12 protein-coding genes and 1 pseudogene are annotated in these 14824 nt (G+C 73.0%); 8 read left to right on the top strand and 5 right to left on the bottom strand.

Annotated elements, in window-relative coordinates; genetic code table 11:
• Nucleotides 1-5 precede the first annotated feature (5 nt).
• The 3 genes and pseudogenes from ACZ6QQ_RS12775 to ACZ6QQ_RS12785 all read left to right on the top strand — a co-directional run.
• Nucleotides 6-965 (top strand): annotated as a pseudogene (locus tag ACZ6QQ_RS12775) (NAD(P)/FAD-dependent oxidoreductase); the annotation flags it as partial.
• 69 nt (nucleotides 966-1034) lie between these two features.
• A complete protein-coding gene (locus ACZ6QQ_RS12780; protein ID WP_465876288.1) occupies nucleotides 1035-1655 on the top strand; it encodes a class I SAM-dependent methyltransferase in 621 nt (206 codons plus the stop codon).
• A 77-nt stretch (nucleotides 1656-1732) separates the two neighbouring features.
• Nucleotides 1733-2863 (top strand): SMP-30/gluconolactonase/LRE family protein, encoded by a 1131-nt coding sequence (locus tag ACZ6QQ_RS12785; RefSeq protein ID WP_465876130.1) that lies wholly within the window; start codon nucleotides 1733-1735, stop codon nucleotides 2861-2863.
• A 21-nt stretch (nucleotides 2864-2884) separates the two neighbouring features.
• Here ACZ6QQ_RS12785 and ACZ6QQ_RS12790 read toward each other — a convergent pair whose 3' ends face one another.
• A complete protein-coding gene (locus ACZ6QQ_RS12790) occupies nucleotides 2885-3151 on the bottom strand; it encodes a hypothetical protein (RefSeq protein ID WP_465876131.1) in 267 nt (88 codons plus the stop codon).
• A gap of 90 nt (nucleotides 3152-3241) precedes the next feature.
• Here ACZ6QQ_RS12790 and ACZ6QQ_RS12795 point away from each other — a divergent pair, with 90 nt between their 5' ends.
• The gene (locus ACZ6QQ_RS12795) at nucleotides 3242-4033 is read left to right on the top strand and encodes a hypothetical protein (protein WP_465876132.1); all 792 of its coding nucleotides are present in this window, start codon (nucleotides 3242-3244) and stop codon (nucleotides 4031-4033) included.
• Between the two features lie 36 nt (nucleotides 4034-4069).
• Here the strand turns inward: ACZ6QQ_RS12795 and ACZ6QQ_RS12800 are convergent, their stop codons facing one another.
• The 3 genes from ACZ6QQ_RS12800 to ACZ6QQ_RS12810 form a co-directional block, all read right to left on the bottom strand.
• Nucleotides 4070-7651 carry an ATP-binding cassette domain-containing protein gene (locus tag ACZ6QQ_RS12800; protein ID WP_465876133.1) on the bottom strand — a complete coding sequence of 1194 codons (3582 nt, stop codon included), beginning with the start codon at nucleotides 7649-7651 and terminating at the stop codon, nucleotides 4070-4072.
• Between the two features lie 103 nt (nucleotides 7652-7754).
• A complete protein-coding gene (locus ACZ6QQ_RS12805) occupies nucleotides 7755-8453 on the bottom strand; it encodes a hypothetical protein (protein WP_465876134.1) in 699 nt (232 codons plus the stop codon).
• A gap of 60 nt (nucleotides 8454-8513) precedes the next feature.
• The gene (locus ACZ6QQ_RS12810; RefSeq protein ID WP_465876135.1) at nucleotides 8514-10562 is read right to left on the bottom strand and encodes a heavy metal translocating P-type ATPase; all 2049 of its coding nucleotides are present in this window, start codon (nucleotides 10560-10562) and stop codon (nucleotides 8514-8516) included.
• A 111-nt stretch (nucleotides 10563-10673) separates the two neighbouring features.
• Here ACZ6QQ_RS12810 and ACZ6QQ_RS12815 point away from each other — a divergent pair, with 111 nt between their 5' ends.
• Complete coding sequence (locus ACZ6QQ_RS12815) at nucleotides 10674-10976, top strand: metal-sensitive transcriptional regulator (protein ID WP_465876136.1); 303 nt, start codon at nucleotides 10674-10676, stop codon at nucleotides 10974-10976.
• 13 nt (nucleotides 10977-10989) lie between these two features.
• Here ACZ6QQ_RS12815 and ACZ6QQ_RS12820 read toward each other — a convergent pair whose 3' ends face one another.
• A complete protein-coding gene (locus ACZ6QQ_RS12820; RefSeq protein WP_465876137.1) occupies nucleotides 10990-11982 on the bottom strand; it encodes an NAD(P)-dependent alcohol dehydrogenase in 993 nt (330 codons plus the stop codon).
• 220 nt (nucleotides 11983-12202) lie between these two features.
• On the opposite strand from ACZ6QQ_RS12820, the gene ACZ6QQ_RS12825 reads away from it, so the two are divergent.
• The 3 genes from ACZ6QQ_RS12825 to ACZ6QQ_RS12835 are packed head-to-tail and all read left to right on the top strand — an operon-like array spanning nucleotide 12203 to nucleotide 14800.
• Nucleotides 12203-13357, top strand: coding sequence for a sensor histidine kinase (locus tag ACZ6QQ_RS12825; protein ID WP_465876138.1), 1155 nt, complete (start codon nucleotides 12203-12205; stop codon nucleotides 13355-13357).
• Nucleotides 13354-14019 (top strand): response regulator transcription factor, encoded by a 666-nt coding sequence (locus tag ACZ6QQ_RS12830; protein WP_465876139.1) that lies wholly within the window; start codon nucleotides 13354-13356, stop codon nucleotides 14017-14019. Before ACZ6QQ_RS12825 ends, ACZ6QQ_RS12830 begins: the two co-directional genes overlap by 4 nt.
• A gap of 49 nt (nucleotides 14020-14068) precedes the next feature.
• Entirely contained in the window at nucleotides 14069-14800 is a 732-nt protein-coding gene (locus ACZ6QQ_RS12835; RefSeq protein WP_465876140.1) for an MBL fold metallo-hydrolase, read from the top strand.
• Nucleotides 14801-14824 lie beyond the last annotated feature (24 nt).

Here is a 14824-nt window from a genome sequence, read left to right on the forward strand (position 1 = left end):
TCACCATGACCAATGAACCGGCAGAAGAATCGACCGGTGGCTACGACGTCGCGGTGATCGGCGGCGGTGCCGCCGGCCTGAGCGCGGCGGTGGTGCTCGGCCGGGCCCGCCGCTCGGTGATCGTCATCGACGCGGGATCACCCCGCAACGCCCCCGCCGCCGGGGTGCACGGCTTCCTGGCCCACGACGGCATCAGCCCCGAGGAACTGCGCGAAACCGGGCGCAAGGAGGTCGCCCAGTACGGCGGTGTCCTGCGTCCCGGCGAGGCCACCGGCGCCCGCCGTACGGACGACGGCTTCGAGGTCACCCTCGCCGACGGTGAGCTGGTCACCGCACGACGGCTGCTCGTCACCACCGGGCTGGTCGACGAGCTGCCCGACCTGCCGGGCGTACAGCAGCGCTGGGGGCGGGACGTCCTGCACTGCCCGTACTGCCACGGGTGGGAGGTACGGGACCAGCCGATCGGCATCCTCGCCACCGGAGCATGGGCCGTACACCAGGCACTGCTGTTCCGGCAGTGGACAACCGACCTCGTCCTGTTCACCCACACCGCCCCGGACCCGACCCCGGAGCAGGCCGAGCAGCTCGCCGCGCGGGGCATCCGGGTGGTTCCCGGCCCCGTGGACTCCCTCGACGTGGTCGACGACCGGCTCACCGGCGTACGCCTGGCCGACGGCACCGTCGTCGCCCGCCGGGCGGTGGTGGTCGGGCCCCGGTTCGTCGCCGCGTCGCGGGTGCTGGTGGCCCTGGGGCTGCGACCCACCCCGGACCCGCGCGGTGTCGGCGAGTACGTCGACGGCGACGCCACCGGGCTGACCGAGGTGCCGGGAGTCTGGGTCGCCGGCAACGTCACCGACATCACCGCGCAGGTGGTGATGTCGGCCGCCGGTGGGGTCACCGCCGCAGCGGCGATCAACGCCGACCTGATCAGCGAGGAGACCGAGCTTGCCGTCGCCGCGTACCGGCGGACGCGGGCGGCCCGGCCCGAGCACGCCCACCGGGGCGGGAACCACCGGCATTCGACGGACACCGAGCTGTTCACCCGCGAGTTCTGGGACGAACGCTACGGGTCCGCCGACCGGATCTGGAGCGGCAACCCGAATCCCCACCTCGTCACCACCGCCACCGACCTGGTGCCGGCGCAGGCGTTGGACGTCGGCAGCGGCGAGGGGGGCGACGTGATCTGGCTGGCCGGTCGGGGCTGGCGGGTCACCGGGGTCGACATCTCCGGGGTGGCGCTGCGCCGGGCCGCCGACCGGGCCGCCGAGGTCGGTCCCGAGATCACCGCTCGGATCGACTGGCAGGAGGCCGACCTGTTCTCCTGGGCGCCCGAGCCGGCCCGCTACGACCTGGTGTCGGCCCAGTTCGTGCACCTGCCCCGGACCGTGCTCGAAGCGTTGCACCGCCGGCTGGCGGCGGCCGTACGCCCCGGCGGGACCCTGCTCGTCGTCGGCCATCACCCGTCGGACCTGGACACCTCGATCGGTCGCCCCGACCTGCTCGATCTCATGTTCACCGCCGAGCAGGTCGCGGCGGTCCTCGACCCGGCGGAGTGGGAGATCGTGGCCAGCGCGCCGGAGCGGGAGGCCGTCGACCCCGAGGGACGGACGATCACCGTCCGGGACGCGGTCCTGCGGGCGGTCCGCCACCGCTGACGGCGACAGGGAGTCGGACCGGGGCCGGTCGCCTCCCGGTCGACCGTGGGGGTGACGACGGGTGCCAGACTTGCGCGATGTTGCGTGTCGGGATCCTCGTAGCGGCACTGGTCGGGATCACGGGCCCGCTCCCACTGACCGGAACCGCGATCCCGCCGGCCCCCGCCTTCGCACCGACACCGGCGGTGGCGGCCGCGACGAAGGGCACCGAGGTCTGCGTCATCGCCGACGAGCGGCTGATCGAGATCTCCGGCATGGTCGCCACCGACGACGGGTACGTCGTGGTCAACGACAGTGCCGACCTGGAGAACCGCCGCCGGGTCTTCTTCCTCGACCGGTCGTGCAGGGTGACCCGGACCCTGTCCTACCCGAGCCGCCCCCGCGACACCGAGGACGTGGCGGTCGCCCGCGACGGCACGATCTGGATCGCCGACATCGGCGACAACGACCGCGAGCGGTCGAACATCGCGCTCTGGAAACTGACCAGGGGTGGGAAGTCACCGGTGCTGCACCGACTCTCGTACCCGGACGGCGCGCACGACGCCGAGGCGCTGCTGCTCGCCGGTGACGGCACGCCGATCGTGGTGACCAAGGACCCCGGCACACCCCGGCTGTACGCACCCGACGGGCCGCTGCGGGCCGGTGCGACCGTACCGATGCGCCGGGTCGGGGAGGTGGACCTGCCCCGTACCCGGACCGACAATCCGTGGTCCGCGTTCGGCCGGCTCATGGTCACCGGGGGTGCCACCGCACCGGACGGCAGCCGGGTGGTCCTGCGTACCTACGCCGACGCGATCGAGTACGACGTCACCGACGGGGACGTGGTCGCTGCGCTCACCCGGGGCGTACCCCGGATCACGCCGCTGCCCGACGAGCCCCAGGGCGAGTCGATCACGTACAGCCGGGACGGCCGGGTGTTGCTGACCGTCTCCGAAACCGCCGACCAGGCACCCGGCACCCGACCGGCGATCCTGAGCTACACCCCGGCGGCCGGATCCGCCCCCGCACCGGCCGCCACCCCGACCTCCGCAGCCGCACCGGCGGCACCGGGCAGCTCCGCGAACGCGGCCCCGGCGAGCCCCCGCGCGCAACAGCCGTCGGACGGGCCGGACGGCGCCTTCGTCGCCCGACTGCTCGGCGGACTCGGCCTGGCCATGGTGGCACTCGCGGTCGTCGGCGTGCTCGGCGTGCTCGCCTTCCGCCGGTGACCGGTAATCCCACCCGCCGGCTCAGTACGTGCCGCCACCGCCGGAGTCACCCGACGACGCCTCACTGAACGCCTGGGAGTCGATTCCGCCCTGTCCCTTGCCACGGAGGCTGCCACGGGTGCGTCGGCGACGGTCGGCCGCGCTCCCTCGAATCGCCCGACGTGCCGCCCGCATCACCTGGTCGGGCCCAGCAGCCCGGTTACGGCTACGCACCCGGGTCACGACCGACCCGATGACCACGCCCAGGAGCACCAACAGACCGACAACGACCGCGATAGCGCCACCCATCGGCCCAGCGTATGAGCGAGGGTCAACGCGCCGCCCCCGCTGTGGTGCCAGGCGTCGGCGGGCCGCGGCGTGGGTAGTAGCGCCGTACAGGTGCGCATCGAGGAGGCGACGAAGGTGACCCGTACGTTGGTCCGGGGTGGTCGGGCGGCCGTTGGGCTGCTCACCGCCGCGATGCTGGTCTCCGGTTGTGTCTGGCACGACGGCCGCTGGTCCGACGACACCCCGGGAAACGGGCCGCACCCGGCGGTGTCGGGTGAGCCGGGCCGGTCGGTGGAGCACGTCGCCAGCGGGCCCCGTGACGACCGCCGGGAGGCGACGCTCGACCTGCTCAACGGCTCCGACGCAGTCCGGGTCAGCACCGCCGGACTTGGCGACGACCTCTACCGGATCTCCACACCCGAGGACGCGAAGGTCGCGCCGTCGGTGCACGTCGACGGGAACACCGTGCTGGCCGGACTGGCGGGCACCGGCCGGGGCGGACCGGCGATCGTCAGCATCGTGCTGAGCGACGCGGTCCGCTGGCGGATCCGGCTCGGCGGCGGTGCCGCGACGGAGACCGTCGACCTGACCGGCGGGCAGGTCGCGGAGGTCGAGTTCAGTGCCGGCACGAACCGCGCCGAGCTGACCCTGCCACCGGCGAGCGGCACGGTCCGGGTGGTGATGGGCGGCGGGGCGAGCCAGTTCCTGGTCCACCTGGCCGGCACCGCGCCGGTACGGGTCCGCGCGGGCGGCGGCGCGGGCAGCGTCACCGTGGACGGCGTCAGCCGCTCCGGGGTGGCCGGCGGCACCGTGATCACACCGCCGGCCTGGGCAAACACCACCGACCGGTACGACATCGACGCCACCGCCGGTGTCTCCACCCTCACCGTCGACCGGCGGTAGCGACGCGGCCGGTTCCCGCGACCGGCGCGACGTGGGTCACCCCGCGAGGTGACCCCAACGGTCGGCCAGCTCCCGCCACGTCCCCTGGGCCACCGCCGTGCCGTCGATCAGCACCACCACATGGTCGGCCTGCGCCAACGCGGCCCGCTTCGAGGTCGAACCGACCACGGTCACCCCGTGCCCACGCAACGCCCGCCACAGCTCCAGCTCGGTGGTGACGTCGAGGGCCGAGGAGACGTCGTCGGCGATCAGCAACTCCGTACGCGGTGCCAGGGCGCGGGCCAGGGCGAGCCGCTGCAACTGCCCACCGGACAACCGCGTTCCCTTGTGCCCGATCAGCAGCCCGAGACCACCCCCGGCCGCCGCCAGATCGTGTTCCAGCTGCGCGGTCGAGACCGCGTCGGCGGCGTTCACCTCGTGCCCGAGCCGGATGTTGTCGGCGACGGTGCCGGAGAGCACCCGGGGCAGCTGGGCGACGTACCCGACCTGGTTCGGGCGCAGGAACAGCTCCGGCTCGGTCACCGGCTGCCCGTTCCAGCGCAGCGCCCCGGTGTGGTGGACGATCCCGGCCAGGGCCCGCAGCAGCGACGACTTGCCCGCGCCGACCGGGCCGACGACCAGCACCAACTGTCCGGTCTCGACGGTCAGGTCGACGTCGTGCACGCCGACCGTCCCGTCCTCGTGCACGGCGCTGAACCCGACCAGGTCCAGCCGGCGCAGCGGATGCCGGGCAGCCGCCTCCGGCGCCGGTGCGGTCCCCTCGGAGAGGTCCACCCCGGGCACCGTGGCCGAGTACGCCCCGACCCCGGTCATCGCCACCGTACGCCGGGTCCAGACCCGCGCCGACGGCAGTTGCGAGACCAGGGAGGCGGTGGTCCAGGCGAACCAGCGCACCGCGCTCAGGGTCGAGACCGCCACCAGGGTCGCGCTCGACGACAGTGAGCCGTTGAGGTAGAGCACCCAGGCGGCGATCGGCAGCAGGCCACCGATCATCGACGGGGTCGACCGGGCCCACACCTGGGTCGAGATCTCCCGCCGTTGCCGGTCGCTGCGGACGATGTCGAGTCGGGCCAGGTGGTCCAGGACCGCTCGGGTGGCGCCGGCCAGTTTGACCGTACGGGCCGCCGACAGTGACGACACCAGCGCGGTCGCGAAGGCGGCCCGTGCCGCCACCGTCTTGCGCGCCGAACGCTCCAGCAGTGGCCCGAACAGGGCCGCCGCCAGCCCGGAGATCAGGATCGTGCCGCCGAAGAAGAGCGCCGGCACCCACGTCCCCGACACCAGGGTCATCGAGATCAGCAGGACGAAGCAGGCCGCCTGGTCGAGCAGGTTGTCGGCGAGCATCACCACCCGTTCGGTGTCGCCGCCCTGGGCGACGACCTCGGCCGGGGTGTGCGCGCTGACCCGGCGCGCCCCGGTCTGGCCGTGCACCAGCCGGAGGCTGATCCGCAGCATCTGCCGGACCCACCACTCCGGGAACCACATCGAGGTGGCGTACGACATCGGCACGATGACCAGCAGTGCGGTGACGATCCCGACCGCCGGCCAGAACGGGTCGCCCACCCCGTCGACCAGTCCGACCCAGAGCCACGGCAGCAGCGCGCCGTCGAGCCCGAGCAGCACCATGAACAGGAACAACCCGAGCGCGGTGAGCCCGAACCGGGGGTCGTTGCCGGCCAGCCGGAAGATCTCCCGCAGCGTACGGGCGCGGGCCGGTTCGGGCAGTGGCGGCGGCTCGGCCTTGGACCGTACGGCGACCCGCCCCGATGTGACCTCGGGCCCAACGCCCACGGCCGTGGCCGGTTCGGTGCGCAGCCGGGTGTCACCGTCGGGTACGGCCAGCGCCACCCCGCCACCGGCAGTCCCGCCACCGGCTCCGATACCGGCTCCGATACCGAGCCGGCGCAGCGGGTCCGGCTCGGCGGGCACGGTGTCCTGCGTGGCGGTGTCCTGGGTGCTGGCGAGCAGCCGGGCGAAGCGCTCCGACTCCCGCAGCGGTCCGGCCTCGACCACCTCGCCGTCGGCGAGCACCACCACCTCGTCGCACCGCTGCACCGACGACAGCCGGTGCGCGATGACGATCCCGATCCGGTCGCGCAGCAGCCGTTCGGTGGCCGACTGCACCCGTGCCTCGGTGACCGGGTCCATCCGCGCGGTGGCCTCGTCGAGGATCACCACGTGCGGGTCCCGGACCAGGATCCGGGCGAACGCGACCAGCTGTTCCTGTCCGGCCGAGAGCACGTGCCCGCCCTCGCCGAGCCGGGTCTCGATCCCGTCGGGCAGACCGGACACCCAGGCGTCGAGGCCGAGTTCGTGCATGGCCCTGGCGGCCGAGGCGTGCAGGTCGGGGTCGAACAGGGCGACGTTCTCGGCGAGGGTGCCGGCCAGGATCTCGGTCCGCTGCGGGACCACGCCGATCCACTGGCGCAGTCCCTCCAGGTCCAGCTCGCACAGGTCGGTGCCGCCGAGGAAGACGGTGCCGGGCGGCACGTCGACGGCGCGGGTGAGCACCTTGGCCAGGGTCGACTTGCCGGAGCCGGTCCGGCCGATCAGGGCGTACGAGTGGCCTCGGGCGAAGGTGAGTCGTACGCCGCGCAGGGCCAGCCGGCGCCCGCCGTCGGACTCGGTCGTGCCGTAGCCGAAGGTGAGGTCGCGGATTTCCAGGTCGCCGTCGACCGGTGCGGCGCCGCCGGTCGGCTCCTGCGGCGAGTCGCGCAGCAACTGGACCCGGCCCCAGGCGCCGAGGGCGTACTGCAACTCGGGCACCATCCGGCTGACGTGCTCGGCGGTGGCGCCGAAGGCGAGCGCGAGCAGCCAGACGGCGGTCAGCCGGGCCCCGTCGACCCGGTCGGTGGCCAGGGCCCAGACGCCGCCGAGGACAACCGCCGCGATGCCGGCGCGGGTGACGCCGACGGCGATCGTGGCGACCGAGGCGGAGAGCCGCCACACCACCCGTCCCCGGGCCAGCACCCTGCTTGCCCGCTGGGCGTAGGTCCGCAGCACGTACGGCCGGGCCAGGCTGGTACGGATGTCGTCCTGCCCGTGGATCGACTCCTCCATCACGGCGGCCAGGTCCGACCAGGCTTCCTCCTCGCCCATCCGGGCAGGTCCGATCCGCTGGGTCGGTTTGCTCAGGCCGACCGCCAGCACCACGGCGAGCAGCAGCATGGCGACGCCGGCCGGCCACCAGACGCCGACCGCGACCGCTATCGACAGCACCCCGACGGCCAGCATCTGCGCGATCCGGATGCCGCTGCCGCGCAGTTCGGCGGCGACCTGGTAGACGTCGCCGTCGATCCGGTCGAGCAGTTCCCCGACCGGTGTGGTCTCCAGCCTCGGCAGGTCCTGGCCGAGGGCGACCCGGCAGAGCCGGCGGCGCACGTCGGCGGCCCAGTCGGCGGTCAGCCCGGCGGCGACCAGGCCCAGCAGCAGGTCGCTGACGACGGCGACGACCAGCGACATGGCGAGTACGGCGAACAGCGGGGTCGAGCGGTTCAGCAGCACCGGCCCGGCCAGCGCCGAGGCGGCGGCCTGTCCGGCGGCACCGAGCACGATGAGGCAGGCCACGGCCGCGACCCGGCGCGGTGAGGTGGCCCACAGATCGCGGAGCAGGCGCATCGAATAGCTCCCGGACGTCGTGGGCGGAGCCTCCAGCCTGGCCGGAAATCCGGGATCACTCAACGCAATTACCGCGTTGGGTCAGGAGAAGATGTACCCGGCGTCAGGAGACGATGTTCACCGCACGGGCGATGATCAGGGCTATCACCAGCAGCGACACCGCCGACTGGAGCATCATCGCCGCCTTCGCCCAGCGGCTGAGCGGCAGCGTGTCGGTCGGGCTGAACGCGGTGGAGTTGGTGAACGCCAGGTACAGGTAGTCGAGGAAGACCGGCCGCCAGTCGTGCGGCGCCAGGTCCGTGGCGGTCATCTGCGGAAAGAGCAGGTCCGGGTACGGACGTCGTACGTTGGCCCGCGCCGCCGGCCCGCCCCGGTCGAGTTCCCAGTACCAGAGCGCGAAGACGATCACGTTGGTCAGCCAGATGGCCGCCCCGCTGAGCAGGACCGTGCCGGGCTCCTCGGGCGCGCCGCCGACCAGCAGCAGGACGATCAGCCGCCCGGCGGACCAGATCACGGCGATCGTGGCCACCGCGACGAGGGCGAGTTCGGCCACGCGTACGGCGGCCGACTCGCGGTTCATCCGGAACGGGTTCACCACCAGCAGGACGATCAGCAGTGTTCCCTCGACGGCCGGGAGCAGCCATCTCGGGCTGAACGCGAGTTGGGGCGGGGTGACCAGTTGCAGCACGATCGCGACGGCGATCACCAGGGTCACCGGCCAGCGGTGCTCGCCCGGATGGCGCCGCCGCCAGGCCGGTACGGGGTGGTGTTGCGTCCCGTCCGGCTCCGCCTGCCCGCTCATCCTGGCATTGTCACCCGCCACCGTCGCCGGTCCGCCGATACCGGGGCGGGAGGACGGCCGTCACTGCTGCTCGGGGGTGAGCCGGACCCGGCGCAGCAGTTGGGCGTTGAGCGCGACCACGATGGTGGACGCGGACATCAGTACCGCGCCGATCGCCGGGCTGAGGGTCAGTCCGGCGAAGGAGAGCACCCCGGCGGCGAGCGGGATCGCGACGATGTTGTAGCCGGCGGCCCAGCCCAGGTTCTGCATCATCTTGCGGTAGGACGCCTTCGACAGTCGGATCACCCCGGTCACGCCGCGCGGGTCGGACGAGGCGAGGACCACCCCGGCGGACTCGATCGCCACGTCGGTGCCGGCCCCGATCGCGATCCCGACGTCGGCGCGGGCCAGCGCCGGGGCGTCGTTCACCCCGTCCCCGACCATCGCCACCCGCAGCCCACGGGCCTGGAGGTCGGCCACCGCCCGGTCCTTGTCGGCGGGCAGGACCTCGGCGAAGACCTCGTCCACACCGGGTCGGAAGCCGAGGTCGGCGGCGACCGCCTCGGCGACCGGCCGGGCATCACCGGTGATCATGACAATTTTCGGTACGCCCAGCCGGCGCAACTGTTCGATCGCCTGCCGCGCCTCGGGGCGGATCTCGTCGGCCAGCCCGAGCGCGCCCACTGCCTCGGCCGACCCGTCCCCGATCCGTACCAGGTGCAGCACGGCGGCACCCCGCCTCGACCAGCCGTCGGTGGTGGCGGCGAGTTCGTCCGGCACCCGTACGTCGAGTTCGCGCAGCAGGGCGGGGCCGCCGACGGCGTACTCGTGGCCGTCGACGGTGGCTCGTACGCCGCGCCCGGTCAGGGACCGGAAGTCGGTCGCGGTGGCCGTGGTGCCGCGTTCGGTGGCGGCGGCGACGATCGCCCTGGCGAGCGGGTGTTCACTGTCGGCCTCGACCGCCCCGGCGAGCCGGAGCACCTCGTCCTCGGTGTGGCCGGGGGCGACGGCGAGCCCGCTGAGCGCGTGCGCTCCCCTGGTCAGGGTGCCGGTCTTGTCGAACAGGACCGCCTGCACGGTACGCATCCGCTCCAGTGCCAGCCGGTCCTTGACCAGGATTCCGGCCCTTGCCGACACGGCCGTGGAGAGCGCGATCACCAGCGGGATCGCCAACCCGAGAGCGTGCGGGCAGGCGATCACGAGCACCGTGACGGTGCGTACGACGGCTTGGTCGAGGTCGCCGAAGGCGGTCCAGGCGGCGAAGGTCAGTACGGCGGCGGAGAGGGCGACGTAGAACAGCAGCGCGGCGAACCGGTCGGCGAGCACCTGGGCCCGTCCGCTCGACGCCTGCGCCTGGGCGACCAGTCGTTGGATGCCGGCCAGGGCGGTGTCGTCGCCGACGGCGGAGATCCGTACCCGGATCGCGGAGTCGGTGGCGACGGTGCCGGCCACGACCCGGTCGCCGGGTTCCCGGCGGACCGGCCGGGACTCTCCGGTGATCATGGATTCGTCGAGTTCGGCCCGGCCGTCGACGATCTGCCCGTCCGCCGGTACGCGGGCACCGGAGCGCACCAGCACCCGGTCACCGACCCGCAGGTGCGGCACTGGTACGCGCTCGGTCCGGCCGTCGTCGGTGATCCGCTCGGCGTCGTCGGGCAGCAGCGCGGCGAGCGCGCTCAGGGCTCCCCGGGCCTGGCCGATGGCCTTCATCTCCTGCCAGTGGCCGAGCAGCATGATCGTGACCAGGGCGGCGAGTTCCCACCAGAAGTCGAGGTCGAACGCACCGGCGCTGGTGGCGAGCGAGGCGACGTACGCGACGGTGATGGCCATCGAGATCAGCAGCATCATGCCCGGCGCGCGGTCGCGGAGCTCGGCGAGACCGCCTACGAGGAACGGCCAGCCGCCGTAGAAGAAGACGACCGAGCCGAGCACCGGGCCGACCCAGGACATGCCGGGGAAGTCGAGCGAGTAGCCGAACCAGTCCATGACCATGTGGCTGGTCACGACGATCGGTACGGTGAGCGCCAGGCTCAACCAGAACTTGCGCCGGAACACCTCCGGATCGTGTCCGGCGTGCTTGTCGTGTCCGTGATGCGACTCGATGTCCGATTGACCTGGCTCGACTGCCATGTCGGCTCGCAATCCCCGCACCTCCTGGCCAGCACCCTCCGAGATATACCCCCCAGAGGTATCCGGAGTGAGACCGTAACATACCCCCTGGGGGTTAGCTACAGTTGACGGATGACCACTCCAGTCCCTCCCCCGACCCGGGGCTACACCGCCAGCAAGGACCAGCTCCTCTCCCGGCTGCGACGCGTCGAGGGGCAGGTTCGGGGCGTCGAGAAGATGGTCGAGGACGACCGGTACTGCATCGACGTCCTGACCCAGATCTCCGCCGTCCAGGCCGCCCTCGACAAGGTTGCCCTCGGCCTGCTCGACGGCCACGCCCGGCACTGCATGCACGAGGGTGCCGCCGAGGGCCGCGCCGACGAGATGGCGACCGAGATGATGGCCGCCGTCGGCCGGCTGATGAAACGCGGCTGAGCCCCCGGGGTCGTCAGACGGTGATGACGACCTTCGCGCGGGCGTGCTCCACCTCCAGGTGGCGAATGGCCTCGGCGGTCTCGTCGAGCGGATAGGTCCGGTCGATGGCCGGGACGACCCTTCCGGCCTCGACGAGTTCCCGGAGCGCGACCAGGTTCTCCCGGTCGGGGGTCGCGGTGGGGATGAGGAGCCGGTGCTGGACGAATCGGGACAGTAGCTGCGCCCGGATGAACAGGCTCATCGGACCGACCAGACTGCCGCCCCGGGACACTCCGCCGCCGGAGAGCACGAGCGTTCCGGTGGGGGTCAGCACCCGCCGGAAGTCGGTCAGCGACCGGTTGCCGACGAGATCGAGGACGACGTCGTACCGTTGCCCGCTCGTGGCGAAGTCGTCGCGGGTGTAGTCGACGACGTGATCGGCACCGAGGGTCCTGATCAGCTCGACGTTCCTGGTGCTACAGACGCCCGTCACCCCGGCGCCGAACGCCCTGGCGAGCTGTACGGCGAACGTACCGACGCCCCCCGACGCCCCGTTGACCAGCACGCGCTGTCCGGGCCGCAGACCCGCCGCGCGCAGGCAGACCAGGGCGGTGTTGCCGGCCAGCGGCACGGCGGCGGCCTGCGCGAAGGTCAGGTTGGCCGGTTTCCGTTCCACCAGGTCGTCGCGTACGCACGCGTACTCGGCGAACGCGCCGTCGGCCAGGCCGAGATCGCCGTACACCTCGTCGCCGGGGCGGAACCGGGTCACCGCCGCGCCCACCGCTTCCACCCGGCCGGCGAAGTCCCGGCCCCGGATCCTCGCCCTGGGCCGGGCGAGCCCGAACATGGCCGGACTCATCAGCCGCGCCAGGTACGGGTCACCGCGCATGATGTGCCAGTCGTAGGCGTTGACCGCCGCCGCGCGTACCCGGACCAGCACCTCGTTGTCGGCGGCGACCGGCCGGTCGACCTCCCGCAGTCGCAGGGTGTCGGGCGAGCCGTACCGGTCCTGGACGATCGCTCTCATCAGTTCCCCCTCGTGCGCCTTTGACGTGGGACGGGCCGGTCGTGTCGCCCGTCGTCCGTCTACAGCGTGCCGATGGCGGTGGTCTCCCACCTCGGCTCGCGGGCGGCGGCGCCCCTGCTCCCGTGGTGGTACGGCCGTGCCCGGCATACTCCCGGCGGAGTAGTCCGGTCGCCTCGTTCGGGTGGCGACGACCGGGGTACCGCTCGCCTACAGTGCCTGCATGGCCCCGTCCGAGCCCCGCTCGCCGTCGCGGTCCGCGCCCGGTCTGGCACTGCTGACCGCGTTGGTCCAGGCCGTGGGCACGGCCACAGTGGTACGCGGGCCGGCGGCCGCCGTGGGCATCGTCGGATACACGCTGCTCGTCCTCGGTGGACTCGCACTGGCCGACCGGCACCGGTTCCCCCGACGCAACCTCGTCATCGTGGCCGTGGCGACCATGGTGTACCTCGTCCTGGGCCATCCACCGCACCTGGCGTTCATCGCGCCGACGATCGCCGCGTCGGCCGCCATCGCCGCCGGGCACCGCTGGCTGGTCTGGACGGTCGCCGCCGCCGGGTACGTGGGGTGGCTCGGAATCGGAATCGGGACCGAAAACGGCATCGGGAGCGGCACGATCTCGACCGGCCGGGCGCTGACCGGGGCGGCGGTCGTCGTCGGCCTCGGCCTGCTCACCGAGCTGGTCACCCCGGCGGTGCGGCTGGTCCAGCAGGCGGCGCGGGAGCAGCGGCGGCTGGACGAGGAACGGCAGCGCCGGCAGGCCAGTGAGGAGCGGCTGCGGATCGCCGCCGAGCTGCACGACGTACTCGGGCACCACCTGTCGCTGATCAACATCCGGGCCGGTGTCGCCCTGCACCTGATGGCCCGCGAGCCCGACCAGGCCCGGATCGCGCTCGACACCATCCAGCGCACCAGCGCCGAGGCGCTGCGCGAGGTCCAGTCGGTGCTGCACACGCTCTACCCGACCGGCGCGACCGCGCCGCGCGCCCCGGCGCCCGGACTCGACCGGCTCGACGGGCTGACCGTCGACGCCGGTCTACCGGTCCGGACCGTGGTCGACGGTGAACCGCGACCGCTGCCGACGGCCGTGGACCGGGCCGCGTACCGGGTGGTCCAGGAGGCCCTGACCAATGTGCGGAGGCACGCCGGTCCGGGCGCGGTCGCCACCATCACCATCACGTACCGGCCGGAGGCACTGGTGGTCCGGATCGACGACGACGGCGGCACGGGTGAGTCGACCGAGGCGCCGCCCGGCAACGGGATCACCGGCATGCGTGAGCGGGCGGCGGCGCTCGGCGGTGTGTTGACCGCGGGACCCGTACCAGGCGGCTGGCGGGTGCAGGCCCACCTGCCCCTCGACCCGGCTTCCGCGCCGTGATCCGGGTGGTCGTCGCCGACGACCAGGCGCTCGTCCGGGCCGGTTTCCGCGCACTGCTCGACGCCGAGCCGGACATCGAGGTGGTCGGCGAGGCGAGCGATGGCGCGCACGCGGTCCGGCTGGCCCGGCAGGTACGGCCCGATCTGGTGCTGATGGACATCCGGATGCCCGGCGTCGACGGGCTGACCGCGACCCGGCAGATCGTCGGCGACCCGGTGCTCGCCGGGGTCCGGATTGTCGTCCTCACCACGTTCGACCTGGACGAGTACGTCGGTGAGGCGCTGCGGGCGGGCGCGGCCGGGTTCCTGGTGAAGAGCACCGAGCCGGCCGAACTCATCCGGGGCGTTCGGGTGGTCGCCGCCGGTGACGGTCTGCTCTCGCCGAGCGTCACCCGCCGGGTGATCGAACAGTTCGCGGCCCGGACCGCCAGCCCCGCTCCGCCCCGGAGGCTGGCCGAGCTGACCGACCGGGAACGCGAGGTGGTGGCGTTGGTCGGCACCGGCCTGTCCAACGACGAGATCGCCGCCCGGCTGGTGGTGAGCCCGGCCACCGCCAAGACGCACGTGTCCCGGGCGATGGTCAAGCTCGGCGCACGCGACCGCGCGCAGCTCGTCATCTTCGCCTACGAGGCCGGACTGGTCCGCCCCAACTGGTTGCGCTGAGACCGGCTCGTCCGGCCCGCTGCTGGCGGCCCGGTGTTAACGTGCGTTGATGCTCCAGTCGCTGCGGCATCTGGCCGGACGGGTGTGGTGGTACCCCCACGACGAGGATCCGGAGAATGTCCGGGGCGGTGTGGCGATCGTGGCCGACGACGCGGGCAGCATCCTGGTCGACGCCGGTAACGGGCCGTCGGCGGCACACCGGATCCGGGCCGCGATCGAGGCCGCCGGGCTGCCGGCCGTACGGCAACTGGTCTACACCCACCACCACTGGGACCATGTCTGGGGTGCCTGCGCATGGCCGGAGGTCGAGGTGATCGGTCACCGGGCCGGTGCGCGGATCCTGGCCGAGGAGGCCCTGCGCCCGTGGAGTCACCGGTACCTGCGCGCGCAGGTGGAGGCGAACCGCCGGCTCGGTCCCAGCTTCCGGGCCCGCGCCTGGGCGATGCCGGACTGGACGAGCTTCAGTGTCATCCCGCCGCACACCGAGTTCGACGACACCCTCACCCTGCCTTCCGGGGTGGAGCTGCGCCACGTCGGGGGGCGGCACGCCGTGGATTCGACGGTGGTGGCGGTGCCGGACTCGGGCGTACTCCTGCTCGGCGACTGTTTCTATCCGCCCCCGTTTCACCTGCGACAACCCGGAGACGGCCACGACGTGGGCCTGGTCCGCCGGCTGCTCGACGAGCGCGTCTCCGGCCGCTTCGACTGGTACGTCGACAGCCACGACCACCCGCACACGGCCGAACAGGCGCGGGAGTTGCTGGCCGCCGCCGAGGGCTGACGGCGGTCCCGGCGCGGCTGGTGG

This window comes from Micromonospora sp. NPDC049529, assembly GCF_055586685.1.

Excerpts from the sequence above, each read along its gene's own strand:
- ACZ6QQ_RS12785 (WP_465876130.1), top strand. The coding sequence starts at position 1,733 with ATGTTGCGTGTCGGGATCCTCGTAGCGGCACTGGTCGGGATCACGGGC.
- ACZ6QQ_RS12790 (WP_465876131.1), bottom strand. The coding sequence starts at position 3,151 with ATGGGTGGCGCTATCGCGGTCGTTGTCGGTCTGTTGGTGCTCCTGGGC.
- ACZ6QQ_RS12800 (WP_465876133.1), bottom strand. The coding sequence starts at position 7,651 with ATGCGCCTGCTCCGCGATCTGTGGGCCACCTCACCGCGCCGGGTCGCG.
- ACZ6QQ_RS12805 (WP_465876134.1), bottom strand. The coding sequence starts at position 8,453 with ATGAGCGGGCAGGCGGAGCCGGACGGGACGCAACACCACCCCGTACCG.
- ACZ6QQ_RS12810 (WP_465876135.1), bottom strand. The coding sequence starts at position 10,562 with ATGGCAGTCGAGCCAGGTCAATCGGACATCGAGTCGCATCACGGACAC.
- ACZ6QQ_RS12815 (WP_465876136.1), top strand. The coding sequence starts at position 10,674 with ATGACCACTCCAGTCCCTCCCCCGACCCGGGGCTACACCGCCAGCAAG.
- ACZ6QQ_RS12820 (WP_465876137.1), bottom strand. The coding sequence starts at position 11,982 with ATGAGAGCGATCGTCCAGGACCGGTACGGCTCGCCCGACACCCTGCGA.
- ACZ6QQ_RS12825 (WP_465876138.1), top strand. The coding sequence starts at position 12,203 with ATGGCCCCGTCCGAGCCCCGCTCGCCGTCGCGGTCCGCGCCCGGTCTG.
- ACZ6QQ_RS12835 (WP_465876140.1), top strand. The coding sequence starts at position 14,069 with ATGCTCCAGTCGCTGCGGCATCTGGCCGGACGGGTGTGGTGGTACCCC.